We start from the raw sequence: 25,579 nt of genomic DNA, 5'->3' as shown, positions 1-25,579 counted from the left end.
ATGGTTTCCAAGAGAATAATCCCGTGCCTTGACGTAAAGGACGGAAGGGTGGTTAAGGGGATCCAATTCGTTAACCTAAGGGACGCCGGAGATCCTGTCGAAGTAGCGAAAAAATACAGCGACGAGGGTGCAGACGAGATAACGTTTCTCGATATCACGGCCTCCCATGAAAAAAGAAAAACGATGATAGACGTGGTCGAGCGGACCGCGAGTGAAGTTTTCGTTCCCCTCACCGTCGGAGGGGGGCTTAGAACCGTGGATGACGTAAGGAAACTTCTGCTGGCCGGAGCGGATAAAGTTACGATCAACACGGCGGCCATAACGGATCCCGAGTTTGTAAGACGGGCTTCTGACAGGTTCGGGAGCCAGTGCATAGTGGTTGCCATAGACGCAAGGAGAAGAAACAGCGGGGGGTGGGAGGTTTTCACCCACGGCGGCCGTAATCCGACGGGAATAGACGCCGTCAGCTGGGCCGCGATGATGGAGGATTTTGGAGCGGGGGAGATACTTCTTACCAGCATGGACAGGGACGGTACGGAGGACGGGTACGACCTTGTACTCACAAGAACAATCTCGGAAACCGTCGGCATCCCGGTTATAGCTTCGGGAGGCGCAGGGCAACTTGAACATCTGCTTGAAGCCGTGGAAGAGGGACGCGCGGACGCCGTCCTGTGCGCCTCGATTTTTCATTACGGCAAGTACTCGATAAACGAGGCCAAGGAGTTCCTCTCGGAAAAGGGAGTGCTTGTAAGACTGCCGTAAAAAGAGGTTCAAGACATTTTGCTTATACGAAACCAGACCGAGGAAAACGAAAAAAAACTGCTCAGTCCCATAGCGACTCTGAGCTGCGAATCCAAAGGAAGGACGGAGCCGGAGCGCGAATGCGACATAAGGACATGCTTTCAGAGGGACCGGGACAGGATAATTCATTCCAAGGCCTTCAGGAGACTGAAGCATAAAACCCAGGTATTTATTTCCCCCACCAACGATCACTACCGCACAAGGCTCACTCACGTAATAGAGGTCTCCCAGATAGCCAGAACCATATCCAAGGCCCTCATGCTAAACGAAGACCTGACCGAAGCCATAGCGCTCGGCCACGATCTGGGTCATACCCCTTTCGGTCACTCGGGCGAAGAAGGACTCGACGAGGTGTTTCCCGGCGGATTCAAGCATGTTCTCCAGAGCGTAAGAGTTGTGGACGTGCTTGAGCGCGACGGAGCGGGGCTTAATCTAACGCACGAAGTCAGGGAGGGAATAGCCAAGCATTCCAAGGGGTGGGGCAAAGAAGGAATAGAAACCGAGGAGAACAGACCAATCACCCTCGAGGGGCAGGTAACCAAGATCTCCGACCTTGTCGCCTACGCGAATCACGATCTTGATGATGCAATCCGCTCGGGTATCATATCCCCCGGCGACATTCCCGCAGAGTACATCTCGGTCCTCGGAGAAACGGCCTCGCAGAGAATAAACACGATGGTAGTCGACATCGTGGAGCAGACCATCGCAAGGGACGAGATGAGAATTCTGATGAGCGAGGAAGTGTTTGAAGCGCTTTTGGGGCTTAGAAAATATCTCTACGAGAACGTCTACGTTAGCGAGCGACTGCTCTCGCTTCATAACAAATCCAAAAAAGTCGTAAAGGAACTCTACTTGTATTTCTGTCAGAACGAGAAAATCTTCCGCGAGAACTTCTGCAAGATGCCCGCACGGGAGGGTGAGACTCTGGAGAGAGCCGTATGCGACTTCATAGCGGGAATGTCCGATCTTTACGCGCTCTCGATTTACCAGAAGATATTTCTTCCGAGCAGGTGGACAAAAAGCCAGGAAATATGGGACGCTTACCTATGAACAGAAAAAGGGGGACCGTCCTTTGATAAATCTCGGAGCAGCGCCTTTTCTTAACATGAGGCCTCTCATTTATCCCTTGGAAAAAGGGGTTTTGGAGCACAACTTCAACATAATGTACTTTGACCCTTTCCTTCTTTCCGGGAACCTGTCGGAAGGAGTGGTGGATGTCGCGCCCATTCCTTCGGTTGAATTTTTAAGAACAGACGACTACTCCATTCTCCCAGGCCTCTCAATATCTTCTTTCGGGAAAATTGACAGCGTCATACTCAAGGCGCGCAAGAAGATAACGGAAATACAAAGCGTATCGGTCGACAACAGGTCAAGAAGCTCAACGGCCCTGCTGAGAATCGTTCTTGAGCTTTTTTTCGGTCTAAAACCCGAGTACGTAAAAAGAGAGCCCGGAAATGGTTTCCTCAAGGGAGTTGACGCCGGGATGCTTATCGGCAACGCGGGCCTCCAGGCACGTTATCTCTGCACCGACAAATCTGCTTTCGCGTACGATTTGGGAGAGATTTGGACAAAGGAGACAGCCCTTCCCTTCGTATACGCGGTAATGGCGATCAAGAAGGGAGACGATACTACCGGTGAAGGTTGCAGATGCCTTCTCTCGGTCAGGGAAGAAGGAGAAAAACTCATTTCGGAAATAGTGGATATAGAATCTCGAAAACTGGGGCTCAGCAGGGAGCAGTGCCTGATTTACCTTGAGGAAAGAATCAAATACGACCTTGATGACTCCAAGATTGACGGACTCATCAAATACAGAGACCTTCTTTTTGAGCTTGGCGAAATAGAGAAGAAAAACGAAATCGACTTCTACGCAGACCCCTCAGAGACGAAACCCACGAGGAGACGAGAATGGAAAAACGGATCATGAAACTGGGTCACAGTCCTGATGCGGACGACGCGTTCATGTTCTACGCCATAGCAAGCGGAAAGGTAACTTCCGAAGAAATCGACTTTGAACATGTAATTGAAGACATACAGTCCCTTAACAAAAGAGCCACGGAAGCGCAACTTGAAGTCACGGCAATCTCCGCCCACGGATATCTGAGCGTGCAGAACCGTTACCGTATCCTCTCCTGCGGAGCCAGCATGGGGAAAGGCTACGGCCCCATAGTAGTAGCCAGAGAAAAGATTTCCGACCTCAGTGGAAAAACTATCGCGGTACCTGGAAAACTCACGACCGCTTACCTTCTTTTGAGTCTCTACGCAGATGATTTCATCCCCGTGGAAGTGCCTTTTGATGAGATCATGGAGAAGGTGCTTGAGGGAGAAGTAGATGCAGGTCTCCTGATACATGAAGGGCAGCTTACCTACGAAGATATGGGTTTTGAGCTCCTGCTCGATCTTGGAGTGATGTGGGCCGAGGAAACCGATCTTCCGATGCCTCTTGGACTAAACGTCCTTCGAAGGGACATACCCCGCGGACTTGACACAGAAGTCCTCCGGGTACACAAAGAAAGCATAGAATATGCTCTTTCGAACAAAAAAGAGGCTCTTGATTACGCAATGCGCTTTGGGAGGGGAATGAGCGAGGACACGGGAGAAAAGTTCGTTCTAATGTACGTAAACGAATGGACCAGAAATCTGGGGGAAAGCGGAACCGGGGCCCTTGAGTATCTTTTCAAAAAAGCCCACAGGAAGGGAATCATAGCAGAAAAGCCAAGGCTTGATATCCTCCGCGACTGATCTTACTACACCAAGTTACCTAGGGTCTGGCGAAAATCCTCTTTTAGTCTTCTGGTTCCCCAAAATAATATCTAATTCACTTCCTAAGTGTTCTTCCCGTCTCTTGAACTATCCGTTCTTGCGGACCATAATAGTGAGAAAGTTTCTTTAGAACACTGAAATGAAAAACCCCTGTTCAGTTCTGTATGCTTTGCTCTTGGTCTGCATTCTCGCTTTTTCAGGCTGTCAAGGCAATGACTGTGCCGACGCTTCTTTCTGCATAGGGGTGCTTATCCCCGAGAGGATTTTTGACGGCAGCTATGACAGCAGACGACAGGCGGTAGTTTCGGCTGTAGAAGATATCAATGCCGCGGGCGGTGATATAGAACTTGTTTTTGGCCGCGACACTGACCGTTCTTTTGATTCTGATGCTCTGAGGGATGTTCTAAACAGCGGGGTCGACGGAATAATAGGTCCGACTACTTCTGCCGATTCCGTGAATCTTGTGGATGATTTTGCCAGAGCGAAGATGGTCGCGATATCACCCTCGGCCAGTTCGGTTGAAATAAGCACTTTCGCTGATGACGGTTACTTCTTCAGAGCTATTCCATCGGACGCATTCCAGGCACCCATACTTGCGAAACTGATAAAGCAGGCCGGGGGAAAACGCGCGGCCATACTGTTTCGTGACGACAGTTACGGAAGAAACCTTAAAGACGGTCTTGTCGAATCCCTTAAACAAGCGGGAGTAAGCTCACTTGAGCCGATTGAGTACGGGGAAGGTCCCGAGGCGGCAGTGAATGCCGTGGTCAGTGCGGTAAATGCCGAGGTTAATCCTGTGGACTCCGTGGTTCTCGCGCTGTTCCGTGAAGGGGGAGCGAACCTTATGGCCAGTATGCTGAAGAGGAAGGAACTGAAAGGAAAGGTGAAATACTACGGGGCGGATTCACTGTCAATTGAGAGTTTTGCCGAAATAGTTGTCGCCCTTGATCCCGAAGCACTTTCGCTTGAGGACATGGAAGGTTTTGTGACCACCATCGCGGGTCCAGATCCCTGCAGACTGGAAGACAGGAAGGAAATTTTTGATGAAGCGGGGAGATATGCAAGGCAGATATACGATGCTGTTGCGCTGATGAAGCTTGCATCCATTAAAAGCGCATCTTCGGATCCTGCTGTGTATGTCAGGGAAATCATAGGGGTAAGCAGGGGTGGGACCAAATGCAGAACTTATGCAGAATGTGCCGGATTTCTCACCGACGGCGACAGTAACAACGATGATATTGATTATCACGGTTTTTCAGGCGAGCTTGATTTTGACGCTAACGGCGACGTAACAAAGGGTTTTTACTACGTACACACTTATGATGACATGGGCGGAAGGCCTGACCCTGCTCTCGTTGACTTGGAAGGAAATCCCGCAGGCGAGTGCAAGGCGGACAACTGATTTTTTTCGGATTGCAGAAAACCACGCCCTATCCACCTTGGTCTGTCTTCTTCAAGATCGCCCCTTCGACAAACCCCAGAAGAAATCCGATCAGGTGGCGAAACTCTTTTTCCCTCCGCCACGGCATCCTTAGCCTGTCGCTTATTTCGATCTGGATCGCAGGAACCGAAAACCGGTTCGCAACGAACTTGGCCACAGTCATTTGTCTTGCCGCGGGGAATATATCCACTCCCCCGGCCGCGATTCCATATTCCTCGGCAGCCAGATAAAACATATCAAGAACATTGGGAGCCGAAAGAAGGAACTCCCCCTCCGCCCCCACGCCCGGAAACAGGTCCTCGGGCCTCTCGTTTCCGGTACCGTGTATGTCCACGACAAGATTTATTTCTGTTTCGGAGAGGATTTTTCCAAGCGTAGTCTTAAAATCGCAGTCGTCGTAGTAATTCGGGTCTGTTTCCTGTTCCCTGTTCGCGTAAAGAAAATGGCAACCGAGAACCAGATGCATCACGGCCCCGAGAGCGGCGGTGTAGAATTCATGGCGTTTTAGTTTCCCCATCCTCGTGTGAGCGGTTGAGTGCGGACAGGTCACCAAAACGGGGACTGTACCCTCAAGAAAAATATTCTCTTCGCCGCGGCCGTCGGGCTTCATCCTGTAATACCGCTTCTGTATGTTCTCAAAACTAACGGCAAAAGAAAAAGGGTCTGCTTCGCGGAAATCTGGAGAGAAAAACCAGTTGCCGCTTTTTATTATGTCCGCATCCCTAATCTGCCTTCTGAGTTCCACAGCGGGTTCATAGGCGTAAAAAAACTCTTCTCCGCAGCGGATGACCGATCTTGAAAACAGCTTTTCATCCACACCTTCAAGACTATCCACGCTCCTGATAAAGACTTCGGAATCCGGCGGAAGCTCGTAAAGCTCCCCATGAACCGCAAGCGGGGATGTCTCATCAAACATGGCCGCCGGATAACCAAAAGGTGTACTGTAGAGAGTTCCTGGAACTTTCATCATCTTAAGCAGCCTGCATCGCTCAAGGTGACCGCTCCTAGCCCCACCCTTTCTCAAGGTTCCATAGACGAAAAGTTTTTCGGGCTTTGACTCGGTCATCGGGGATACCAGGAAAACTAATGCTCTCGACAAACACGGGAGTCTTTGCGGTAGATGAAATTTCCCCCCACCATTGAGAACTGAAGATTCTCCGGTTTTGAAGACACTATGCAGGAATACGGGTGAGAAGGGGTCTCTCCCTGATGGTCAACGCATATGATGTCGGCACTCTTTCCAACCTCAAGACTTCCCGTCTTCTCTTCGATAAAAAGGGCCTTCGCTCCGCCGAGAGTTGCGAAATAGACCGCCTGGCGGGCACTTTGCGGTATTCCTTGCTCAACCATAATGTCATGCAGGAACCTTATCTCCTTAAAGAAATCAAGATCCGAGTTGCTCGAGAGTCCGTCAGTCCCAAGCCCTACTCTTTCATAACCACACATCTGCCGCAGGTTCGGTTTTCCCACGTTAAGAAAAACATTGCTTCTGGGACAGAGAATCACACCTATATCGGCCCTTTGGACTATTTCCATGTCCTCGGCCGCTACCTGGACCATGTGAACGGCGGAGAGTCTTACGTCTTCTCCACGCAGGAATCCGTCTATGTAGCGCGTCGGGGTTTCGGCCCCGGGCCTTTTAAAGGTTTTCTTTTTTATAAGCGGAAAGATCTTGCGCTCAAATTCGTTGGGCAGGTTCTTTAGAAAACTGACTTCATCGGGACTCTCGCCCAGGTGAATTCCTACTGCAACTGCGTTTTCGCGGGCGCAAGCAAAAACCGCATCGAGAAATTCCGGGCCGCAGGAATAGGGAGCATGAGGGAAAGGTCTTTCCTCGTAAAGACCTTCGCTTCGAAATTCAAGCGAGGAAAGCCTCTTTGAAACCCGGTCAAAAAGCTCGAGAAACGCGATGATTCTCATTCCCGAGTTTTGAAGCATATGCCTCCCGTCAAAATCCAAAGAGGATATTTCCCCGACGGTTGTGACTCCACTCCCGATGACCTCGCGAACCCCCATCCTCATCGAATCTTCCACTAGGCTCTCGTCAATCCCGCCGGACTTAAGAGTTATTAACCGCTCAAGCCATCCGGTAAAATCTTCAAAACCCCGGATCTTTCCCCTAGTCCAACTGAGTTCAAGATGGGTGTGGGCGTTTATGAACCCGGGGAGTATAATGGAATTCGGCTTCCTTATTTTCCGCAAGCCGGGATGGGCGGTTTCCATTTCCCCCGACGTCCCGACGTCAACTATACGTCCCTGGTCCACAACGACTGCCCCGTTGCGAATCGGTTCTGAACTTACCGGAACTACAACGTCAGCAGTTAAAAGCAGTTTTTCCATCAAAAAAACGAATCGGTTGCTCTAGAAGTCTATGGCGAGGGATTTTTCAGTCTGTGAAGCAGATCGTCGCTTAGTATTCCTGAAAAAACCTCTTCCACTTCACCGCGCATCGTGATCGACCAATCCTCCCCGACATTTATGTCAAGATGCCCTCCAGGCATCAAGACTCTGAGCTTCCGGTTCGTAAGACCCGATTTCACACATGCGGCGGCAACCGCGCACGAGCTGCTTCCGGAGGCAAGAGTGTAACCGGCCCCTCTCTCCCAGATCAGAATACGAACGCTGTCAGATGAGATCACTTGAGCGAACTGGACGTTTGTTCTGTTCGGGAAAACAGGGTGATTTTCTATCTCCGGTCCGAGTTCCCTTATGAGATCTTCCTTAAGTTCGTCAAAGAAAATAACGCAGTGGGGATTGCCCACCGAAACGGCCGTAAAATCAAATTCCCCCTCCTCAAGCACAAGACGCTCCGCTACCACTTCCTCTTTTTCGATATCCACCGGTATCTCATCTGCCCTGAAAGTCGCCCCGCCCATTTCTACCGTGACGTGGTGTACTTTTCCATCTTCTTCCTCGACTTCGGCCGTAACAAGGCCTCCGGGTGTATCTATGGAAAAAGTTTTACTCGAAGCGTGTTTTTTCTCGTAGAGATACTTGGCGAAAATTCTAAGCCCGTTTCCGCTTTTTTCCGCCTCGCTTCCGTCAGGGTTCAGGATCCTTAGCCCGAAGTCCCCCCTAGTAGGGGGGACCAGAAGCAGTATGCCGTCTGAACCTATGCCGTAGTTTCTGTGGCATATGAGTTCTATTGCGGCTTTGCCGAGGTCAAAATCTATTTCGGCGCTGTCTAAGACAATATAATCATTTCCCAACCCATGTGATTTTACAAAACAATTCATCACGTTGTCTTCAGTTTTGGGAAAACACTCCGGAAGAAGATACTAATCCTCCAGAATAAAGGTGATTCTGACGTGGGAGCGGTACTCGGTAATCTGCCCGTCCTCTATACGGGCGTTCATCTTTGTTACCTCGATTCCGGTAAGACCCCTTATCGTCTTGTTGGCTCTGTCAAGAGCCTCCTGCACAGCGTCATCCCATGACTTCTCGGATGATCCTATAACTTCCGTTACTCTAGCTACAGCCATAGTAATCCTCCTTAAAACAGTTTTTTGCCGTAATTCGGGGCATATATTATAACGCTATTTCCGAATTTTTGTAAACCAGTGCTGCGGGGAATTTCAAGCGGCTTCAATCGAATCTGTGCTGTCCGGGGAAGATATATCCCACCACGAACGTCGCCACCACGATGCAGAATCCGACCACCGCCCCAAGCGCCGCCCTCCTGCCTCTCCATCCAAGGGAAAGACGTCCGTTTATCAAGAAAGCGTAAAGAAGCCACGTAACCGTAGACCAAGTCTCCTTCGCACCCCATGTCCATCCCTCGCTCCATATCTCCCTTGCCAGTATGAAACCGATTACTAGACTCACGGTCAGAAGGGGAAACCCAAGAAGGAGACTCAGGTGATTTATCCTGTCAAGGGTTATCAGGGAAGGAAGTTTTTTCAGGTGGGTTCCGATTCTTTTCGACTTGAGTTGGTTTTCCTGAAATATGTAGATCGCACCCGCTAGAAACGATATCGCGAAAAACGCCTCCCCGAGGAAAATGGACAGTATGTGCGCCAGTATCCAGGGATTGGCAAGCGTCGGATCCTGGGTAATCATCCCATCGGGAATAATCACGTAGGGCAAGGTCCCGAGAAAAGCTACCGGGAGCACGAACGCGCCGAGCACTGGAGTCTTGAATCTTAACTGTGAGACTAAAAAGACAAGTGTTATTAACCACGAAAAGATAAAGAGGGGCCTTGAAGTGCTTCCGGCCAGTATATCTCCGCGCATCAGGAAGACAACCAGCAGTGTGGTGTGAACAAGTACTCCCGCAACGGCGAAATAAACCCCCGCCCGAGAGATTTTTCTTTTCTGCGACCAGAGATACGTTCCGTAGATAAGGGAAGAAAGCAGGTAAAGGGCTGAAATCAGATATATGAGATTCATTGAAGGTATATTGTATTGCCCAAGCCGGCAAATACAAGCCAGGAAAAGCCTTCAGCCATCCGAGAGATTTTTCAGACTTTCTGCCTGAAAATGCGCCGCGAGCGGTTCGAGCAGAGGATCCAGTTCCCCTCCCAGCACCCCCTCGATCTTATGGAGAGTGAGACCTATTCTGTGGTCGGTTATCCTTCCCTGAGGAAAGTTGTAGGTCCTTATCTTCTCGCTTCTGTCGCCGCTTCCGACCTGGGTTTTCCTGGTCTGCGAAATTTCACTTGCGCGCTTGCGCTCCTCTATTTCGTAAAGTTTCGCACGGAGCATGCTCATGGCATGAACTCTGTTTTTCTGCTGCGAGCGGTCATCCTGGCACTGAACAACGATTCCCGTGGGAATGTGGGTTATCCTTATCGCGGAATCCGTTTTGTTGACGTGCTGACCCCCCGGACCGGAAGACCTGAAGGTATCTACTTTGAGCTCCCTCTCGTCCACTTCCACGTCAACCTCGTCGGCCTCCGGCAGCACGGCAACGGTCGCCGTTGAGGTATGTATTCTCCCTCCAGCCTCGGTCGAGGGTATCCGCTGAACCCTGTGGACCCCGCTTTCATATCTGAGCTTGGCGTAAACCTCCCGACCTTCGATCTTCACCACAAGTTCCTTTATTCCCCCGATCCCGGTCTCGTTCAAGGTTATGGTCTCGACCTTCCAGCGGTGGTTCTCACAGTACCTTGAGTACATCCTGAGAAGGTCGGCCGCGAAAAGCGCCGCCTCTTCCCCCCCGGCCCCGGCCCTAATCTCGAGAAAAACATTTTTCCCAAGATTGGGGTCCTTGGGCAGAAGAAGCTTTCTGAGTCTCTGCTCAAGCTCGTTTTTCTCCTCCGAAAGCTCATCGACCTCCTCGCGGGCAAGAGACGCAAGCTCACTGTCATCAAGCAGCTTGCGGTTTTCCTCTATCGCCTCGGCAACTTCCTTAAGTCGCCCGTAAACGGAAACCACATCCTCAAGCTCCGCACGCTCTTTCGAGCACTTGATTCTCTGCTGGGCGGAGATGTCAGGGTCGCCGAGCGCCCTCTCAAGTTCAACGAACTTGCGCTCAAGCTCCTCTAGTTTTTCAAACAGCCTCTCGTCTTCAACAGGATTTATCTGCATGGCAGAAATTATAGACAAAAAGTGTTTAAAACGTAAAAAAATCCTCTCCGGGGGCCCGTGTAAATGCGTTTTCTGGATAATTCTTGCAATAATCCCACCACGGAGATACAATTCATATTCAATATGGAATCATTGGAGATTCTTGAGAGAAAAATCAGAGAGTACGTAGACAAAAACGCCAAGACGGCTGAAGAACACAACAGATTGCTTGAAGAAATTAAGGTGCTAAGAGAAAATGTCGCTTCGCTTGAAGCCGAAAAGGAGCGCCTTGGAACACGCGTTGACAACATGATACGGATAATCGAGCAGCATCTTGGCGAAGAGTCGGTATGAAAGACAGGATAAAAGTAGTTTTCTTTGGTAAGGAATACTCCGTTGTTACGGATGCCGAAAAAGATTACGTTATGGAAATTGTGAATTATCTTGAACAAAAAATTACCCAAGCGGCTGAAGGCGGCCCAACAGTAACCGTCTCTCCTCCCGTTTTTCTGGCTTCTCTCGAGATCGTCGATGATTTCTTCGCATTACAGAGGGAATTTGATGAATTCAAGAGAACCGCGGAAAGAAAAACAGAAGAACTCGTCGGACTGCTCGAATCACCCGGAAACAGCGAAAGCGAAGAACCCCTCCTTGTTGAAGAAAGTTCCGAAGACCCTTTCAGATCAAGAGGAAGCAACTTCTGAGACCGACTCCGGCTCCACATCCGCAAACGGTTCCCGGCAAACCAGCCCGGGAAACCCAATCCTTGAGGAAAAGAACAAGCTGAGAAGAGATCTTCTTAAGAAAAGAAGAGATCTCTCCCCATCTGTTTCCCAAGAAAAATCAAGCCTGATTCTCAAGGTTCTTCTTTCCGAAAAAGCTTTCATTGACGCGTCGAGCGTAGCTCTTTATTTCCCCGTAAACGGCGAAGTAGACACCCTTGAGATATTCAAAAAATGCATAGATCTTGAAAAAAAGGTTTTTTTTCCGAAGACCCGAGGTTCCGATCTCGTTTTTCTCAGAACGAAAAATGTCAAGGAACTTACTCCCGGGGCTTTCGCAATTCCCGAGCCCCCGGAGGATGCCGAGCCCGCACGCAGCAACGAACTTGACCTCGTGCTGGTGCCTGGAGTGGTATTTGATCTTTCCGGAAACAGAATCGGGTACGGAAAAGGTTTTTACGACAGGTTTTTAAAAGATATCCCCAGGCGGGCCCGCTTTGGGCTGGCTTACCGGTTCCAGGTGCTAAAAAGCGTTCCTTCGCACGAAACCGATGCGAAGGCGGGCCGCATAATCACGGAGGACGAAGCCATTAACTGTCTGGGAGAAAAAGGAGACTGAAATGCAAGCACAATCAATACTACTGCTTCTACTGCTCTTCGGACTCGGATTCGCAGCCCATTTCATCTACAGGATGATCATGGAGAAAAACAGGGTCCGCAAAAGCCGTGATCAGGCCCAGATCATAATTGAAGGAGCCGAGAAAAGAGCAGAAGAGATAAGAAACAGGGCGGAAAACAGGGCGAAGAAACTCGTTAAGGACAAAAATTCCCAGATGCAGAGAATGTCGAGTGAGAAACGCAAGGAATTTTCCTCCACTGAAAAAAAACTAAAAGCAAGGGAAGAGGATCTTAACAAAAAATACGAGGAGATTGATAGAAAACAATCGGAACTTGAAAAAATGCAGGCGGAGTTCGAGAGCAAAAACCTCGCCGCCGAAGAAAAGCAAAGGATCCTTGATGAGAACATCGAAGAGATAAAGGGCAAGATAGAGGAAATATCAGGCCTGACCCGCGAAGCGGCAAAAGCCGAACTCGTAAGTCTGGTAGAGGATGAGGCAAGACATGAGGCGGCTAAAAAACTCAAGCAGATAGAAGAAGACTGCAACTCAACCGCTGAGCAGAAGGCGAAGGATATAATATCTCTTGCCATTCAGAGGTATTCCGGCAGATACACGAGCGAGAAAACAGTGTCGGTAGTGAATCTTCCAAGCGACGATGTAAAGGGAAGAATCATCGGGCGCGAAGGACGGAACATCCGCTCCATAGAGCTTCGCACAGGAGTGGACATCATTATTGATGATACGCCAGAGACAGTCGTGATCTCGTGCTTTAACCCCATAAGGCGGGAAGTGGCGAAAATTTCCCTTGAGCGGCTGATAGCGGACGGAAGGATACATCCGGCGAGAATCGAAGAAGTGGTAAGCGAGGTTGAAAAGGAAATAGAAAAGGAGATACAGAAAGAAGGGGAAAAAGCGCTTTTCGATCTCGGCATAAGCGGCATGCATCCGGAACTGATAAGCAAGCTCGGGATGCTTAAATACAGAACAAGCTACTCGCAGAACATACTCAATCACTCGATTGAAGTAGGGTTTATCTGCGGAATGCTCGCCTCCGAAATCGGCTACAGCGAAAAGCTCGCTAAAAGAGCCGGCCTTCTCCACGACATAGGAAAAGCGGTTGATCATGAGATTGAAGGCTCTCACGTGGACATAGGGACGAATATCGTCAAGAAATACGGCGAGCCCCCGGAGATCATAGACGCGCTTGAAAAAACACATGATCCACAGCCTCAGGGAGTTCTCCCGCTTTTGGTTCAGGCAGCGGACGCTATTTCCGCCGCACGTCCCGGCGCTAGGAGGGAAACGTATGAGAACTACGTGAAAAGAATCGAGAGCATAGAAGGCGTCGCGAGTTCCTTCCCAGGCGTTGAGAGGTGCTATGCGATCCAAGCGGGAAGAGAGGTAAGGGTGATAGTGGAAAGCGATCAGGTAAGCGATGAGGAAGGAGCGATTCTCTCGCATGAAATAGCCAAGAAAATAGAAAATGAGGTTGTTTATCCGGGACAGATAAAAATCATGGTCATAAGGGAAAGCAGGGCTACCGCATACGCTTCATAGAAAACACGCCAAACGTGGGATCTTTGTGGTATATTACACCGGCACTTAAAAACAGACCGGAAAGGGAGAACTGCTGAAGGAGGAAGAAATGCGAGAACCACGAGACAAGGAAAAACCGGAAAAAACACTCGAGCGGTTCAACAAGGAAGCGCTTGATTTCATGATTGAGAACCAGAGCAGAATCGCCTGCGCGATCGTTTACGCCCTGTCTCATCTGAACCAGCCGCTCATTGCGGGATACCAGCGCTATTTCAACAATAACGTAATCCTGAAATACGATTCAAAATCGGTGTTCGCGCACAATGCCGATCTTCCCGACTTTCTGTGCGCATATTTCATTTTAGTAAGAAAACCGGAAAAAGCCGATCTCAAGGAAATCATCGAAGACTCCAAAATATACGTAAACAATTTCATGGAGTTTAACATGGAGATACTTTCCGGAATATCCTGTTTCATCTTCGATATAGAAAGCGGCAACATAGTCGAAAGGGTTGACCGCGGAAAAAAAGAAAGCCTGGAATCCGTTGAGTTCCTCAACATCTGAGAGTCACGGTGGCGCCAAAACTAGACATGTTTCAGGGAATCGATAAGCGCCCCAAGTGGCCTGTCCGCTCCTGAGAACCTGTCCTTGAAAGTTCCCCCATCCTCAAGCTTGAGCACTCCTCTGGGACACACAGCCGAGCATACCCCGCATCCAACACATGACGCTCTCACTATGTTTTCGCCCTTCTGGGCGTAAGCCCTGACGTCTATTCCCATCTCGCAGTAAGTGGAGCAGTTCCCGCATGACATGCACTGGTCACCGTTTGTGGTAATCCTGAACCTAGACAGATACCTCTGGAAAATCCCGAGAACGGCCGCCATGGGACAACCGAACCGGCACCACACCCTGCTTCCCATTATGGGGTAGAAACCCACGCCTATAACCCCAGAGAAAATAGCACCGATGTAGAACCCGTACCACTTCTTAAGGGACATCGACGCTTCTCCGAACACCGCTCCCGAGGTTGCGGAGTTAACCCAGAGAAGAACCGTAGTAACGACGATGAACACCAGTACGGAATGAACGAGCCAGCGCTCTATTCGCCACGCCTTCTTCGATTTGTCAGAAAGCTGTCTAAACGGATCCCCCATGGTTTCCGCAAGCCCCCCGCATCCGCACACCCAGGAACAGTACCACCTCTTGCCGAAATAGTAGGTAAGAAGCGGAGTGGCAATGAAGGTCATTACGGCTCCCCAGAAAATAAGGAACATTCCAAGTCCCCCGGGATGATTCACAAAATAGCTTAAAGTGCCCGGGAACAGGTATTCGGGTTTAAGCGGCCAGAAGTAGCTAAGGTAGAACTCGGGCTGGTTAAACAGCATAAGTATGTTGGGAATAAGAAAAGCGAACCCAAGCTGGAAGAACATAACCGAGGCCGTTCTTATCTTCTGGTAGCGGTTATTCCTGTATTTCATGAACATTCTCACTCCGAAAACAAAGACGGCTAGGGTGTAGAGAAAACCGTAGAAAAACCAGTTGTTAGCCGGAGAACCGGAGAGGGCAACCGAGAGCGGGTTTACGATCTTTATTCCTCCCGCCAAATATTCGGGAAACCAGTAAAGAGCTATGTAGAAACCGGTGAACACAATTCCGACAAGCCAGCCGAGAACCCCCTTGTTGGTCAGTCCCCTGAAGTAGATGTTGTCGTGCTTGATACCCGGAACTGTGTCCTTGAAATCAAGGTAGAAGTAGAACGCCGTACCGAAGAAGACGGGAAGAAGTACCAGAAGAAATCCGGCCCAGGTGCCGCCCGGAGGCATGCCCATGGCCTGAAGCGCAAACATCAGTATTCCGAATCCTAGGACAGCGAGAGAAAGCTTTTCTCCGGTTCCAAGCGGCTTGGCCGGAGCCTTCTCCGGTTCCTCAAAACCCAGAGTTTCCTCGTCAAAATCGTAGCTTATCGTATGCTGTTCCATCAGGCGGCCTGCTTCCTTATTTCCCTTATTATTTCCGCCTCGCACTTTTCGTAGAACTCGGGGTCGAAATTGGCATCCCCGAGATGATCGAGCACGTAGTCAAGGGACCTTCCCTCCGCTACCCAACTCTCACAAACCCTGTGGCTGTAGCGAAGGCCCATGACGTTTATGCCGCAGACAGCGCCGTCTCTCGTAACTATTCTTATCGAACGGCTGTGATCGGGATGCTCCCAGTAAAAATTGCTTTCCTCTTCAACGGGAACGTTTTTCACCATACCGTAAGTCTGGTACTCAAGATCGAAGAACTTGGCCGAGTTATACCATATCCCAGGGTCATACACGCTCTGCTGGCCGGCCATGACTTCTCCGGCCACCTTTCCCTGGCTCTTGCCCGTGTACCAGACCTGCTGAATAAGGTTCCTTCCCTCTCCTTCGGTAATTATCTCGGCACAGTCCCCGGCAGCGAACACGTCCGGGATATCGGTTCTGAAACTCCAGTCGACCAGAATCCCCCTTCCTGTCTTTATGCCGCTTGTCTTGGCAAGGGCGATGTTGGGACTCACCCCCGCGGTGAGTCCGACTATCTGAGCTTCTATGAATTCCTCTTTGTTGGTTATAACTCCCCGCACTCTTCCCGAATCGTTCCCGACTATCTCCTTGAGCTCAGTGGTGAGTCTGAGGTCTATTCCCTGTTCGGTGATCACACGGTTTATCATCCGCGATTCCTCAATCGGAAGGACGTTTGTCCAGTAGGACTCCTCTCTTACCAGAAAGGTGACGTGAATATTGCGCGAGTGGAGCATCTCCGCAAGTTCGATTCCGATCAGCCCTCCCCCGACTATGACGGCGCTTCGGGCACCCTTCACGTTCTCGTAAAGAAGCCTTAGATCTATCAGGCTGTATAAACCCTGGACACCACCGAGATCCTGACCGGGCCACCCGAATTTGTTTGACTTGGACCCAGTGGCGATAAGCAGCTTATCGAACGAAACGGGATCTTTTTCGTGCATGATCAGTTTTTTCCCGGCGGTATCAATCTCAGTAACCCAGCCCCGTAGCAGATCAATGCGGTTTTTTTGCCAGAAACTGTCCTCGTAGGGCTTGGTATCCTTGTAGCTCATGTGGCCCATGAATATGTACATGAGCGCCGGGCGGGAGTAGTGAAATGAAGATTCCCCCGAAATCATTACGATTTCCCAGTCGGGCTGGTGCCTGCGTATACTCAAGGCGGCTGCAACCCCGGTCACCCCATTTCCTATAATAGCTACGCGCATGGCTGGTTTCCTTCCTTACAGCAAACCGAGTCAAGCTCCCCGCATACAGCAGATACTACTTTTCGAATCGCTCTCTCTGGTCCGGGTGGTTCTCAAGAAAGGCCTGCAGATGCCTGTCCGAGTAAGAACCCTTCGGGTAGTACTGGTCATAGAAATCCAGGTCTATGTGCATTGCCTGGAAAACAAGCCTCATGTACATGGGATCCACAAACGCGGGAAATCTGCCGTAAGTGTCGTAAATGTAGTTCGCTACATCCCTTACGATCTGCATGGTGGTCTCCGTTGGTCTCGGGGCCTTCATAAGATGCCGGTCGGGTTCGGTGTAAGGAAAAGGCTTGTCTGATTCCCAGGCTTTCCACTTGTGGGCCAGGAAGTGATCGATTGCATCGTCCATGTTCTCATAGTAAGGCGGACAGTAGGCTTCAAAAACCCCGTCCTTTCCTACGGGAACTGTGGTAGGGGGATCGATCGTGCCCTTTTTCGGCTGGATGAACCGGAATCCAAGTCCCCTGAAAAGGTTCGGAGCGGCTCCCATCGCAAACCTCGGTATAAAGCCCGTAAACGCCCATCCCGCAAGTCCCAGAGGCTGGAGGGCGAGGGCCATGTTCTGCGTAATAAACGCCTGCTCCACGTTAAGCCCCGTAAGAATTCTTACCTCAAGATCAAACAGGGAGAGCTTGATTTCACCCTTGAGCCTGCCTTTTTTCACCCACTTCTCAACACCCGCGGGTTTTCCGGTAAGATCGTCGATAATCGTGAATCCGTAGCTGTGAGCGCAGTAAAGGGTAAGAAGATTCAGGTACTCCTCGGTCACGTCCGTTACGGGAACAAAAAGCGAGGAGCCAGGCTTGTTGGCATTCCACTGGTTAAACTCAAAGAGCCCCGGCATCTTGTCGGGCATGTCGGCCCTTCCGTCTTCAAGCTTGTTAAGACTTTCCCTGTAAAGCTCAAGAATCCTCGCGGTTTTCTCCTCCCTGGACATCTGGAAAAACAGGTCAAGCTCATGCTCCTTTGGAAGCATGTTCTTCACGTCCACGTGATAGAGACCTTCGTCGTTTGTGAAAAAAAGTTCCGTTCCGTGGTTGTTGCACGCAGAAGGCCAGGTTCTTCCCGTCCACTGGCAGAGAAGGTCTATTCCGTTCTCGGGCGGCAGGTCGGCGAGACAGAGCCCGGTGAGCCCCGTTCCGGCCCACACCAGAAGTGCTTCTTCGATCTCGCTAAGAGGTACGGGGTCGTAATTTGACTTGAACTCAAGGGTGCTGTCCTTAAGCTCCATTCCGAGACCGAACCTCCTTGAGCGCCTGTTGAATATGGAATCGAAAAGCGGGTACTTAAGCGCTTGCTCGATTCTCTCGCTCAGAATAGTTTTGTCGAGTTTGCCGTTTTTCATCGTTTGAATCTCCTTGGATCTGATTGAGTAATAAAGTGAAGTATACCAAAAATCAGGCGGTTTTTCCCCTCTCAAAATCCCTGACCCAGGATTTAAGGGTTTCAAGGGCAAGGCGACTGCATTTGGGGCGGGTCACCATGATATCCTTGCCGAGAAGTTCCCTGAGGTAATCGGAATCAAGTTCTCCTACCTGTCCGACTGTTTTTCCCTTTACAAATTCCGTGAGAAGAGACGCCGCCGCCTGACTTATCGTACAGCCTTCCCCGTCAAAACTTATATCCTCTATCACGCTTCCGCCGTCTGTGCGTATATAGATATTTATATTGTCGCCGCAATTGGGATTGCCGCCCTTAAGCGTCACCGTCGGGTGCTCAAGCGGGCCGAAATTCCTCGGATTTTCATAATGATCCATGATCATCTTCATTCTGTCTTCTTCAATCATGTGACCGTTCCGTGCCGTCTTACCTCGCTTTTTATCCTCGCGTAAACCGCGCTAAGGCCTCTGACTCTTCTTATCCCGAGCTTCTGGGCTATTCCGAGTTGGGAAATGAAGTCCACCGGCGCGGATTCGATCTCCTCCGGGCTGAGTCCGTCAAAAGCGCTTACAAGAATCGATACAAGCCCCCTCACGGTTGGAAACGGCTCCGGGACGTCAGCAAATATATTCACCTTGCCATCTTCCATCTCAACCCAGATAAAAACCGGGGTTTCGCATTCGTGTACCTGATGAAGGTCTCTGTCCACGCGTTCGGCGAATCTCCTTGGAATCTCAGGAAGGTCTTCCGAATAATCTATCAGGAGCTCTATCATTTCCTGACGGTCCGCCCCTTGAAATTCCCTGATTATCTCTTCTACGCTGGCCATTTTCCCGCGACTTCAAAAAAAAGGATGCGGACCCGTAAGACCACATCCCTTTTACTCCCTCAAAAAATCCTTCTCCCCTTATCTCTCTATAGGAGCCCTTACAAGGTTTCCCCACTCGGTCCACGAGCCGTCGTAATTCTTAACGTTTTCGAATCCGAGAAGATAAGTGAGGACAAACCAAGTGTGAGAAGAACGCTCCCCTATCCTGCAGTAGGCAATCACATCCTGGTCCTTGCTGAGGCCCTGCCCTTTTTCGTATATCTCGACAAGCTCATCGGCCGAGCGGAAAGTTCCGTCCTCGTTCGCGGCTGTGGCCCAAGGAACGTTCACCGCGCCCGGAATATGTCCCCCGCGAAGCGCCCCTTCCTGGGGATAGGCTTCCATGTGAAGAAGTTCTCCCGAATACTCTTTGGGGGAACGGACGTCAACTAGCGGCTTGTCGGAGCCCATGTGCTCCAGTACATCATCGCGAAAAGCCCTTATTGACTCATCGACTGCCGACACTTTGTAATCTGTTTTCGCTCTCTCGGGAACTTCTTTTACCAGATCTCTTCCCTCATCAACCCATTTCTGCCTGCCGCCGTCCATTATCAAACATTTTTCGTGCCCTAAAACCTTAAAAGTCCAGAAAGCGTAACACGCCCACCAGTTACTCCTGTCACCGTAGAAAACCACCGCGTGATCATTGGAAATGCCTTTTTCGGAAAGCAGTGCCTCGAAATTCTCCCTGCTCACGTAGTCCCTTATAAGCTGATCCTGAAGCTCGGTCTGCCAGTCGAATTTCACCGAATTCCTTATGTGTCCTATTTCGTAAAGCAGTATGTCCTCATCCGATTCCACTATAACGATATCGGGGTCGTCAATATGCTCCTCTACCCAGTCCGTGCTCACGAGAACATCGGGGTTTGCGTAATCCGCCATCTTTAAAACCTCCGTTCGGCCGCTCTTTTCCGCAACCTTTTGTAATATCTAGATAACTATAAATGCACAGGAACGGGTTTTCAAGAAAGCTCCCAAGGAACATCGCAACCCGGCAGAACACTTGATTTTCGGGGCGGGTTGCGTGATAATTTCTCCGTACGCGCAGTTCCAGGAAGCCCCAAAATGTCAGAACCAGAAGAGCAAAAAACAGAAGAAACGGCGGAGCAGGAAGCACCTGCACAGGAAACAGAAGCACCGGATGGAAGCGCCGAAGCCGCGGATGGAGCCAGCGAGAGTGTTGAAACCGCAGATGAAAACCAAGCGGCTCCCATAATCTGGTCCCAGAAGAGGGTTCCCAACATAGAGAAGGGATATAACCCAAGCGTGCCTTTTTACATGATGGGAATTCTGGTCGCGCTTGTAATCCTGAGTGTGATTTTCGCCAAGATCACGTCCTGAGCACACAGTTCCGCTCCCATCCAGAGACATGGACAGGAAAAATCGCACCCCATCCGTCGCAAAGAACCAAAGCGCCCTGAAAATAGTCTGGTTCGCCCTGCTGCTCGCCATGTTCGCCTATACAGCGGTGGTTTTCCTTTTCAGCTCGCCTGAGGCACCGGGTGTCAGGGAAAACGTGAAAAACGCCTTTCTTTTGGGAGGAGCGGCCCTCGGGATAGTTTCCCTCCTCATATACAGATTTTCCCTATCGGACAAATCGCTTAGAAAGAAATTTCTCGCCACAGAGGGCCAGGAACAGGAGAAAAGGCTTGAGGAGCTTTCTAACCGTCTTCTGCTCCCGCATGTGGTTCCCTGGGGAATAAACGAAAGTGTGGTGCTGCTTGGATTTGTGCTCTCGTTTTTAAGCAAAAATCCCATGGATGCGATTCCTTTCTCCGTGATAGGAACCGTCCTGCATATCTATATGTATCCGAGAGTGGAGCAGCTTGTCGAGAGCACAAAAAATTACGTCTGAGCAGCGGATTCACTTAAAAAAGCCCTTATCTTCATGTGAGTCTCCTCTGGAGAACCGGAAGCTTCTATTACCTTGATTCTTGGGATGCTTTTTTCAATCAGTACTCTGTAGCCCCTGTCCACCCGGCTGTGGAACTCAAGCGGTTCCTCGTCCATCTTGTTTCTCTCTTTTTCGCGGTCTTTGAGCCTTAAAAGCGCCTGCTCAACCGGTATCGAGAGAAAAAACGTAATATCGGGTTCAACCCCCAAGCTCGAGGCCATGGCCATGAGGGAAACCAAGTGGGGATCAAGCCCTCTTCCAAAGCCTTGATAGGCCAGTGTCGAATCGTAGTAGCGGTCGCAGATGACCGTGCAGCCGTCTTTGAGCTTCGGCACTATAAGCTCCCTTACGTGCTGGGCCCTGTCCGCGCAGAAGAGACAAAGCTCGGCGTAGGGCTCAATATCGATGTCCCTTCGGTCGAGAATCTCGTTTCTGATCGCTTGGCCGAGCTTCCCCTCGCCCGGTTCTTTGGTGAAAAACACCTCCTCTCCCTTGCCAGAGAGGTAATCAGCAAGGAGCTTAGCCTGGGTTGACTTGCCGCTTCCGTCTATCCCCTCAAATGTGATAAATCTGCTCATGCGGCCCCTCCCGCTGTTTTCCTTTCACTGCGCGGCAAAAGTCCCGTTATCTTCTGGAGGCTTCTCAATTCTCCAGGGTTAAGATCGCGCCACTTCCCCTTCCCAAGCTCGCCGAGACGCACGTTGCCGCACGAAATCCTCTTAAGTCTCGTAACCCGAAGTCCGAAGGCCTCGAAGTACTTTTTCACCAGATGCTTTCTCCCCTCGTGAAAGGAAATGCTTGCCCGCGCGCGCCCTGCGGACACTTGAAGAACGCTCACTGAATCCGGCTTCGTAAAGCGTTCTTCGATCTCCACCCCTTCCCCGAGCACCGCTTCAAGGTCATCCAGCATCTCTCCCGAAACCTCGGCCAGATAGGTTTTTACCACCTTGTACCTGGGGTGATGTATCCTGTTGGCAAGCTCCCCGTCATTTGTGAGAATCAGAAGTCCCTCGGAGTCGTAGTCAAGCCGGCCGACGGGATATACCCTCTGCTCTATGCCTCCCAGAAAGGACGTTATCGTCTTCTTTCCGTCTTCCATTGACTTAAGGGAGGTAAGGTAAAAAGGGGGCTTGTTAAGCATTACGTATCTTTTCCTCTCCTTGCGCACGGGTTTTCCGTCAAGCGCCACCGTGTCGGCAGTCTCGTCCACCACGGAACCGAGAGCACGAACGACCTCTCCGTTTACGGTTATCCGTCCCGCCTTTATAAGGTTATCCGCTTTTCTTCTTGATGTTATTCCGCACTCGGAAAGAAACTTGTTAAGCCTCATATGAAATGTCGAGATTTCGTTTTCAACCGTTCGCCCTGCCATATCCGTTTACAATCATGGAACGCAACTCCGGATTTGTAAAGTTTTCGTTACCTTCCGCTCACTTACGAGTCTTAAAACCAGAAGATCGGGCAATTGACAAGATTCAGCGGTTCATTCGGTTGTCAATCAGGTCATCAACCACCGACGGGTCGGCAAGCGTTGAAGTATCGCCGAGGTCAGAGTATTCGTTTGCGGCGATGCGACGCAGGATCCGGCGCATGATCTTGCCCGATCGGGTTTTCGGAAGACCGGGGGCCCACTGTATAAGATCGGGAGAGGCGATCGGTCCTATTTCCTTTCTTACCCACTTAACCAGTTCGCCGCGAAGTTCTTCTGAGGGCTCAGAATCGGAGTTCAGGGTGATATAGGCGTAGATACCCTGACCCTTGATCTCGTGAGGATAACCCACCACTGCTGCCTCGGCGACGCTCCCGTGCGATACCAAAGCACTTTCCACTTCGGCCGTGCCCATACGGTGACCCGATACGTTTATAACGTCATCGACGCGTCCCGTAATCCAGTGATACCCGTCTTCATCGCGACGACAGCCATCACCGGTAAAATACTTGCCCGGATAGGCAACGAAATAGGTTTCGACGAAGCGATCGTGATCTCCGTATACCGTGCGCATCTGCCCGGGCCATGAATCGGCTATGCAAAGATTTCCCTCCGCCGCGCCTTCTAAAATCTCGCCATCGTCCGAAACCAGTTCCGGGGAAACCCCGAAAAACGGCAGCGTGGCCGAACCCGGCTTGAGATCTGTCACACCGGGAAGCGGCGTTATCAAGACACCCCCGGTCTCAGTCTGCCACCAGGTATCCACTATCGGACAGCGCCCCTCGCCGACGACTTCGTAGTACCACATCCAGGCCTCAGGATTGATCGGTTCCCCAACGGTTCCGAGAATGCGAAGCGAGGCACGCGAGGTCTCCTTAACCGGCCCGTCGCCCTCGCGCATGAGCGCTCGGATAGCCGTGGGAGCAGTGTAGAAAATACTGACGTTATGCTTGTCGCAGACTCTCCAGAAGCGCGAGATGTCCGGGTAACCCGGCACTCCTTCGAACATGACCGTGGTGGCACCGTTTGCAAGCGGTCCGTAGACGATATAGCTGTGTCCCGTGACCCAGCCGACATCGGCCGTGCACCAGTAGACCTCTCCGTCATGATAATCAAACACGTACTGGTGAGTCATTGAAGCGTAGACAAGATAGCCGCCGGTTGTGTGCAAGACCCCCTTGGGCTTTCCGGTTGAACCCGAAGTGTAGAGAATGAAAAGCGGATCCTCAGCCCCCATCTCCTCAACCACGCAGTCATCGGAAACTTCCGCGGAGGCCTCGTGATACCAGACGTCGCGGCCCCCGTCCCATGGAATGTCAGCTCCCGTGCGGCGCACTACAAGAACCTTTTTCACAATTGCATCTACGCCTTCTTCCTCTAGCGCCTTGTCCGTGTTTAGCTTAAGGGGCACCTTGCGAGCGCCGCGAAGTCCCTCGTCCGCAGTAATGACCACCTCCGAAGAACAATCGGAAATCCTCCCCGCAAGCGCGTGCGGTGAAAAGCCTCCGAACACGACCGAATGAATGGCGCCGATACGCACGCAGGCAAGCATGGCGAAGGCAACCTCGGGTATCATCGGCATGTATATGGTCACCCTGTCGCCCTTGCGGACACCGAGAGACTTAAGAACGTTCGCCATGCGGCAGACTTCGCTTTTTAATTCCCTGTAGGTGAACTTTTTGTCTTCAGCGGGATCATCCCCTTCCCATATGATTGCGATTTTGTCAGGGGTTCTCTCCGCGTGGCGGTCAACGCAGTTCGCCGACACGTTAAGGGTTCCGTCGTAAAACCACCTGATCGACACTTCCCCCGGGCCGTAGTCTACGTCTTTTACCTTCGTATAGGGCCTGATCCAGTCAATCCGCTTGCCGTGGGCTTCCCAGAACCTCTCCGGGTCCCTAACCGACTGACGATACATCCAGTTATATTCATCCCTGTTGACCAAGGCTCTTTCAGTAACAGATTCTGAGGGTGGAAAAACTTTGGGTTTTGACATGGTTTTCCTGGTTTCTTAAAAACTTGCTTGACGAATCTTTTGGAGTTTTTAAGCCCCCCTCCCCGCCGGATGCGAAACCCATGGGAAGCTCTGAAAACAGATCCGCATGACGCTGATTTTTAGGCGTAATTATACATTATGCGGCGAATATTCACCACATAAATCAGATTACTTATTCGATTTCAGCAATCCAGAACAGTACCTTGGACAACGTGAAAGGAAAGCAAATTAGGGGTAGGGTCGATTTGGGGCACGGGTCCTCTCATCTCAATGCATCTTGTCTTGCGCTGAACGTCTTTTAAACGAGACCGCAAAAAACAACGCCAACACCACCAAGAACAGGCCAAACGCACTGTCGCTTCCGCTGCCTCCTACGGCACAGCCTCCACCGCCGCCGTCACTCATGCTCTGTGGCTCTTCCACATCCGGCGGCTCCTCCACTTGGTACCCGGAACCCACGACGTATACGTGGCTATTCCCCTCCTCATCCATAGGAGACTCTACCCTTACGGCGTAAATCCAGAAATCGCCCACCACATGTCCGACGGCCTCCTGACCCGCATTCGCTATACGGTCTATGACGTATAGCTTTCCGGGTTCATCCGTCCGACTCTGCTCCCTGTTCCTGTCAGCCCCGTCGAATATCACTCTTCCACTCTCATCCATAATGTAAATATGGACGTCTCCTTCTTTCCACGGCCCCTCGCGCCGAAGAACCCCTCGCAACTGCGCGGGGTCAATCCTAGGATCCATAATGGCTACCATGAGAGCTCTTCCCCCCTCCCCAACGAATTCCCTCAGTTCTTCGTCGGTATCTACATCCCCGGCTTCCGTTGACGGTCTGGCAATCCGCCCCGTCGTGAAAGGTTCCCCTGCGGGAGTTTCATCAAAACCACCCAGCAGGACAAATTCCTCAGCGCCGTGCGCAAGGGGAACAGAGGAAGCGGAAAACGGATGCGCATAGCCGCTTCTCTCGCCATTGTACTCAATGAAGCACCCTTCTTGTGTATCAAGCACTGATACTCTTCCTTCACAGAAAACAACCCCGGACCAGTCCCGGTCTTCCACTTCCCTTTTAGTGGTGTGAAAGTACACCCCGCCTCTTTTGGTGAGAAGAACAAGATACGTGGAACCGTCATTCCAGTCTCCCTCGTTGTCTCGGAACTCTTCAAGGATGCTTAAGGTCTCCTCAAAGGTGCCGGAGCCCTCTATTCTCTCCGCCGCGCACTCTACGAATCTACCGAGACTCCTATCATCGGTCACCTCGGAAACGACGCAGACCTCTTCTTCCGGCGGAGGCGGAGGGGGCGGGGGGGGAGGAGGAG

27 protein-coding genes are annotated in these 25,579 nt (G+C 51.0%); 12 read left to right on the top strand and 15 right to left on the bottom strand.

Features of this window, described 5'->3' with window-relative positions:
- The 5 genes from hisF (at window position 1) to F4X55_01530 (ending at window position 4,963) form a co-directional block, all read left to right on the top strand.
- Window positions 1-762, top strand: coding sequence for an imidazole glycerol phosphate synthase subunit HisF (hisF, locus tag F4X55_01550; GenBank protein ID MYC39695.1), 762 nt, complete (start codon window positions 1-3; stop codon window positions 760-762).
- Between the two features lie 18 nt (window positions 763-780).
- A complete protein-coding gene (locus F4X55_01545; protein MYC39694.1) occupies window positions 781-1,851 on the top strand; it encodes a deoxyguanosinetriphosphate triphosphohydrolase in 1,071 nt (356 codons plus the stop codon).
- Between the two features lie 22 nt (window positions 1,852-1,873).
- Window positions 1,874-2,725, top strand: a complete 852-nt coding sequence (locus tag F4X55_01540; protein ID MYC39693.1) for a menaquinone biosynthesis protein — start codon at window positions 1,874-1,876, stop codon at window positions 2,723-2,725.
- Window positions 2,707-3,540, top strand: coding sequence for an ABC transporter substrate-binding protein (locus F4X55_01535; GenBank protein MYC39692.1), 834 nt, complete (start codon window positions 2,707-2,709; stop codon window positions 3,538-3,540). Before F4X55_01540 ends, F4X55_01535 begins: the two co-directional genes overlap by 19 nt.
- Before the next feature lie 160 nt (window positions 3,541-3,700).
- Window positions 3,701-4,963 (top strand): ABC transporter substrate-binding protein, encoded by a 1,263-nt coding sequence (locus F4X55_01530; GenBank protein MYC39691.1) that lies wholly within the window; start codon window positions 3,701-3,703, stop codon window positions 4,961-4,963.
- Between the two features lie 28 nt (window positions 4,964-4,991).
- On the opposite strand, the gene F4X55_01525 is transcribed toward F4X55_01530, so the two are convergent.
- The 6 genes from F4X55_01525 to prfA all read right to left on the bottom strand — a co-directional run bounded on the left by F4X55_01525 (window position 4,992) and on the right by prfA (window position 10,501).
- Window positions 4,992-6,068 carry a hypothetical protein gene (locus tag F4X55_01525; GenBank protein MYC39690.1) on the bottom strand — a complete coding sequence of 359 codons (1,077 nt, stop codon included), beginning with the start codon at window positions 6,066-6,068 and terminating at the stop codon, window positions 4,992-4,994.
- Between the two features lie 17 nt (window positions 6,069-6,085).
- Entirely contained in the window at window positions 6,086-7,342 is a 1,257-nt protein-coding gene (locus F4X55_01520; protein ID MYC39689.1) for an amidohydrolase family protein, read from the bottom strand.
- 29 nt (window positions 7,343-7,371) lie between these two features.
- Window positions 7,372-8,238 carry a diaminopimelate epimerase gene (locus F4X55_01515; protein ID MYC39688.1) on the bottom strand — a complete coding sequence of 289 codons (867 nt, stop codon included), beginning with the start codon at window positions 8,236-8,238 and terminating at the stop codon, window positions 7,372-7,374.
- Between the two features lie 42 nt (window positions 8,239-8,280).
- The gene (locus F4X55_01510; GenBank protein ID MYC39687.1) at window positions 8,281-8,484 is read right to left on the bottom strand and encodes a dodecin domain-containing protein; all 204 of its coding nucleotides are present in this window, start codon (window positions 8,482-8,484) and stop codon (window positions 8,281-8,283) included.
- A 103-nt stretch (window positions 8,485-8,587) separates the two neighbouring features.
- Window positions 8,588-9,391 carry a hypothetical protein gene (locus F4X55_01505; protein MYC39686.1) on the bottom strand — a complete coding sequence of 268 codons (804 nt, stop codon included), beginning with the start codon at window positions 9,389-9,391 and terminating at the stop codon, window positions 8,588-8,590.
- A gap of 51 nt (window positions 9,392-9,442) precedes the next feature.
- On the bottom strand, window positions 9,443-10,501 hold the full coding sequence (gene prfA, locus F4X55_01500) for a peptide chain release factor 1 (GenBank protein MYC39685.1): 1,059 nt from the start codon (window positions 10,499-10,501) through the stop codon (window positions 9,443-9,445).
- 153 nt (window positions 10,502-10,654) lie between these two features.
- Here prfA and F4X55_01495 point away from each other — a divergent pair, with 153 nt between their 5' ends.
- The 5 genes from F4X55_01495 (at window position 10,655) to F4X55_01475 (ending at window position 13,953) form a co-directional block, all read left to right on the top strand.
- Complete coding sequence (locus tag F4X55_01495) at window positions 10,655-10,864, top strand: hypothetical protein (protein ID MYC39684.1); 210 nt, start codon at window positions 10,655-10,657, stop codon at window positions 10,862-10,864.
- Window positions 10,861-11,214: a cell division protein ZapA gene (locus F4X55_01490; protein ID MYC39683.1), complete on the top strand. Its 354-nt coding sequence runs from the start codon at window positions 10,861-10,863 to the stop codon at window positions 11,212-11,214. Before F4X55_01495 ends, F4X55_01490 begins: the two co-directional genes overlap by 4 nt.
- Complete coding sequence (locus F4X55_01485; protein ID MYC39682.1) at window positions 11,042-11,851, top strand: 5-formyltetrahydrofolate cyclo-ligase; 810 nt, start codon at window positions 11,042-11,044, stop codon at window positions 11,849-11,851. Before F4X55_01490 ends, F4X55_01485 begins: the two co-directional genes overlap by 173 nt.
- A 1-nt stretch (window position 11,852) precedes the next feature.
- Window positions 11,853-13,409, top strand: coding sequence for a ribonuclease Y (rny, locus tag F4X55_01480; GenBank protein ID MYC39681.1), 1,557 nt, complete (start codon window positions 11,853-11,855; stop codon window positions 13,407-13,409).
- An 88-nt stretch (window positions 13,410-13,497) separates the two neighbouring features.
- Window positions 13,498-13,953: a hypothetical protein gene (locus F4X55_01475; GenBank protein MYC39680.1), complete on the top strand. Its 456-nt coding sequence runs from the start codon at window positions 13,498-13,500 to the stop codon at window positions 13,951-13,953.
- 20 nt (window positions 13,954-13,973) lie between these two features.
- Here the strand turns inward: F4X55_01475 and F4X55_01470 are convergent, their stop codons facing one another.
- The 6 genes from F4X55_01470 to F4X55_01445 all read right to left on the bottom strand — a co-directional run bounded on the left by F4X55_01470 (window position 13,974) and on the right by F4X55_01445 (window position 19,817).
- Window positions 13,974-15,368: a 4Fe-4S binding protein gene (locus tag F4X55_01470; GenBank protein MYC39679.1), complete on the bottom strand. Its 1,395-nt coding sequence runs from the start codon at window positions 15,366-15,368 to the stop codon at window positions 13,974-13,976.
- Complete coding sequence (locus tag F4X55_01465) at window positions 15,368-16,642, bottom strand: NAD(P)/FAD-dependent oxidoreductase (GenBank protein ID MYC39678.1); 1,275 nt, start codon at window positions 16,640-16,642, stop codon at window positions 15,368-15,370. Before F4X55_01465 ends, F4X55_01470 begins: the two co-directional genes overlap by 1 nt.
- 55 nt (window positions 16,643-16,697) lie before the next feature.
- Window positions 16,698-18,032, bottom strand: coding sequence for a hypothetical protein (locus F4X55_01460; GenBank protein ID MYC39677.1), 1,335 nt, complete (start codon window positions 18,030-18,032; stop codon window positions 16,698-16,700).
- A gap of 52 nt (window positions 18,033-18,084) precedes the next feature.
- Window positions 18,085-18,474 (bottom strand): iron-sulfur cluster assembly scaffold protein, encoded by a 390-nt coding sequence (locus F4X55_01455; protein ID MYC39676.1) that lies wholly within the window; start codon window positions 18,472-18,474, stop codon window positions 18,085-18,087.
- Window positions 18,471-18,896 carry a SufE family protein gene (locus tag F4X55_01450; GenBank protein ID MYC39675.1) on the bottom strand — a complete coding sequence of 142 codons (426 nt, stop codon included), beginning with the start codon at window positions 18,894-18,896 and terminating at the stop codon, window positions 18,471-18,473. The genes F4X55_01455 and F4X55_01450 overlap by 4 nt, the downstream gene beginning before the upstream one ends.
- 78 nt (window positions 18,897-18,974) lie before the next feature.
- The gene (locus F4X55_01445; GenBank protein MYC39674.1) at window positions 18,975-19,817 is read right to left on the bottom strand and encodes a sulfurtransferase; all 843 of its coding nucleotides are present in this window, start codon (window positions 19,815-19,817) and stop codon (window positions 18,975-18,977) included.
- Between the two features lie 183 nt (window positions 19,818-20,000).
- On the opposite strand from F4X55_01445, the gene F4X55_01440 reads away from it, so the two are divergent.
- Both F4X55_01440 and F4X55_01435 read left to right on the top strand, forming a co-directional pair.
- Window positions 20,001-20,276, top strand: a complete 276-nt coding sequence (locus F4X55_01440) for a hypothetical protein (protein ID MYC39673.1) — start codon at window positions 20,001-20,003, stop codon at window positions 20,274-20,276.
- 28 nt (window positions 20,277-20,304) lie between these two features.
- Window positions 20,305-20,790 carry a hypothetical protein gene (locus tag F4X55_01435; GenBank protein ID MYC39672.1) on the top strand — a complete coding sequence of 162 codons (486 nt, stop codon included), beginning with the start codon at window positions 20,305-20,307 and terminating at the stop codon, window positions 20,788-20,790.
- Here F4X55_01435 and tmk read toward each other — a convergent pair.
- The 3 genes from tmk to acs all read right to left on the bottom strand — a co-directional run bounded on the left by tmk (window position 20,781) and on the right by acs (window position 24,254).
- Window positions 20,781-21,407 carry a dTMP kinase gene (gene tmk, locus F4X55_01430; protein MYC39671.1) on the bottom strand — a complete coding sequence of 209 codons (627 nt, stop codon included), beginning with the start codon at window positions 21,405-21,407 and terminating at the stop codon, window positions 20,781-20,783. The two genes, F4X55_01435 and tmk, sit on opposite strands and share 10 nt — an antisense overlap.
- Window positions 21,404-22,159, bottom strand: a complete 756-nt coding sequence (locus tag F4X55_01425; GenBank protein MYC39670.1) for an rRNA pseudouridine synthase — start codon at window positions 22,157-22,159, stop codon at window positions 21,404-21,406. Before F4X55_01425 ends, tmk begins: the two co-directional genes overlap by 4 nt.
- Window positions 22,160-22,304: 145 nt before the next feature.
- Window positions 22,305-24,254: an acetate--CoA ligase gene (gene acs, locus F4X55_01420; GenBank protein ID MYC39669.1), complete on the bottom strand. Its 1,950-nt coding sequence runs from the start codon at window positions 24,252-24,254 to the stop codon at window positions 22,305-22,307.
- Window positions 24,255-25,579 lie beyond the last annotated feature (1,325 nt).

Source organism: Candidatus Dadabacteria bacterium, assembly GCA_009840385.1.
GTDB lineage: Bacteria > Desulfobacterota_D > UBA1144 > Nemesobacterales > Nemesobacteraceae > Nemesobacter > Nemesobacter australis.
Note: the sequence above shows the minus strand (reverse complement) of the source record. Positions and strands in the feature narration are given on the sequence as shown.

What these genes read in the sequence shown, in the direction of transcription:
- F4X55_01520 (MYC39689.1), bottom strand. Translation starts at nt 7,342, where the DNA reads ATGGAAAAACTGCTTTTAACTGCTGACGTTGTAGTTCCGGTAAGTTCA.
- rny (MYC39681.1), top strand. Translation starts at nt 11,853, where the DNA reads ATGCAAGCACAATCAATACTACTGCTTCTACTGCTCTTCGGACTCGGA.
- F4X55_01460 (MYC39677.1), bottom strand. Translation starts at nt 18,032, where the DNA reads ATGAAAAACGGCAAACTCGACAAAACTATTCTGAGCGAGAGAATCGAG.
- F4X55_01440 (MYC39673.1), top strand. Translation starts at nt 20,001, where the DNA reads ATGTCAGAACCAGAAGAGCAAAAAACAGAAGAAACGGCGGAGCAGGAA.
- hisF (MYC39695.1), top strand. Translation starts at nt 1, where the DNA reads ATGGTTTCCAAGAGAATAATCCCGTGCCTTGACGTAAAGGACGGAAGG.
- F4X55_01490 (MYC39683.1), top strand. Translation starts at nt 10,861, where the DNA reads ATGAAAGACAGGATAAAAGTAGTTTTCTTTGGTAAGGAATACTCCGTT.
- F4X55_01485 (MYC39682.1), top strand. Translation starts at nt 11,042, where the DNA reads ATGATTTCTTCGCATTACAGAGGGAATTTGATGAATTCAAGAGAACCG.
- tmk (MYC39671.1), bottom strand. Translation starts at nt 21,407, where the DNA reads ATGAGCAGATTTATCACATTTGAGGGGATAGACGGAAGCGGCAAGTCA.
- F4X55_01525 (MYC39690.1), bottom strand. Translation starts at nt 6,068, where the DNA reads ATGACCGAGTCAAAGCCCGAAAAACTTTTCGTCTATGGAACCTTGAGA.
- F4X55_01495 (MYC39684.1), top strand. Translation starts at nt 10,655, where the DNA reads ATGGAATCATTGGAGATTCTTGAGAGAAAAATCAGAGAGTACGTAGAC.
- F4X55_01505 (MYC39686.1), bottom strand. Translation starts at nt 9,391, where the DNA reads ATGAATCTCATATATCTGATTTCAGCCCTTTACCTGCTTTCTTCCCTT.
- F4X55_01515 (MYC39688.1), bottom strand. Translation starts at nt 8,238, where the DNA reads ATGAATTGTTTTGTAAAATCACATGGGTTGGGAAATGATTATATTGTC.
- F4X55_01450 (MYC39675.1), bottom strand. Translation starts at nt 18,896, where the DNA reads ATGGCCAGCGTAGAAGAGATAATCAGGGAATTTCAAGGGGCGGACCGT.
- F4X55_01530 (MYC39691.1), top strand. Translation starts at nt 3,701, where the DNA reads ATGAAAAACCCCTGTTCAGTTCTGTATGCTTTGCTCTTGGTCTGCATT.
- F4X55_01510 (MYC39687.1), bottom strand. Translation starts at nt 8,484, where the DNA reads ATGGCTGTAGCTAGAGTAACGGAAGTTATAGGATCATCCGAGAAGTCA.
- F4X55_01435 (MYC39672.1), top strand. Translation starts at nt 20,305, where the DNA reads ATGGACAGGAAAAATCGCACCCCATCCGTCGCAAAGAACCAAAGCGCC.
- F4X55_01470 (MYC39679.1), bottom strand. Translation starts at nt 15,368, where the DNA reads ATGGAACAGCATACGATAAGCTACGATTTTGACGAGGAAACTCTGGGT.
- F4X55_01475 (MYC39680.1), top strand. Translation starts at nt 13,498, where the DNA reads ATGCGAGAACCACGAGACAAGGAAAAACCGGAAAAAACACTCGAGCGG.
- F4X55_01535 (MYC39692.1), top strand. Translation starts at nt 2,707, where the DNA reads ATGGAAAAACGGATCATGAAACTGGGTCACAGTCCTGATGCGGACGAC.
- acs (MYC39669.1), bottom strand. Translation starts at nt 24,254, where the DNA reads ATGTCAAAACCCAAAGTTTTTCCACCCTCAGAATCTGTTACTGAAAGA.
- F4X55_01465 (MYC39678.1), bottom strand. Translation starts at nt 16,642, where the DNA reads ATGCGCGTAGCTATTATAGGAAATGGGGTGACCGGGGTTGCAGCCGCC.
- F4X55_01455 (MYC39676.1), bottom strand. Translation starts at nt 18,474, where the DNA reads ATGATTGAAGAAGACAGAATGAAGATGATCATGGATCATTATGAAAAT.
- F4X55_01445 (MYC39674.1), bottom strand. Translation starts at nt 19,817, where the DNA reads ATGGCGGATTACGCAAACCCCGATGTTCTCGTGAGCACGGACTGGGTA.
- F4X55_01425 (MYC39670.1), bottom strand. Translation starts at nt 22,159, where the DNA reads ATGAGGCTTAACAAGTTTCTTTCCGAGTGCGGAATAACATCAAGAAGA.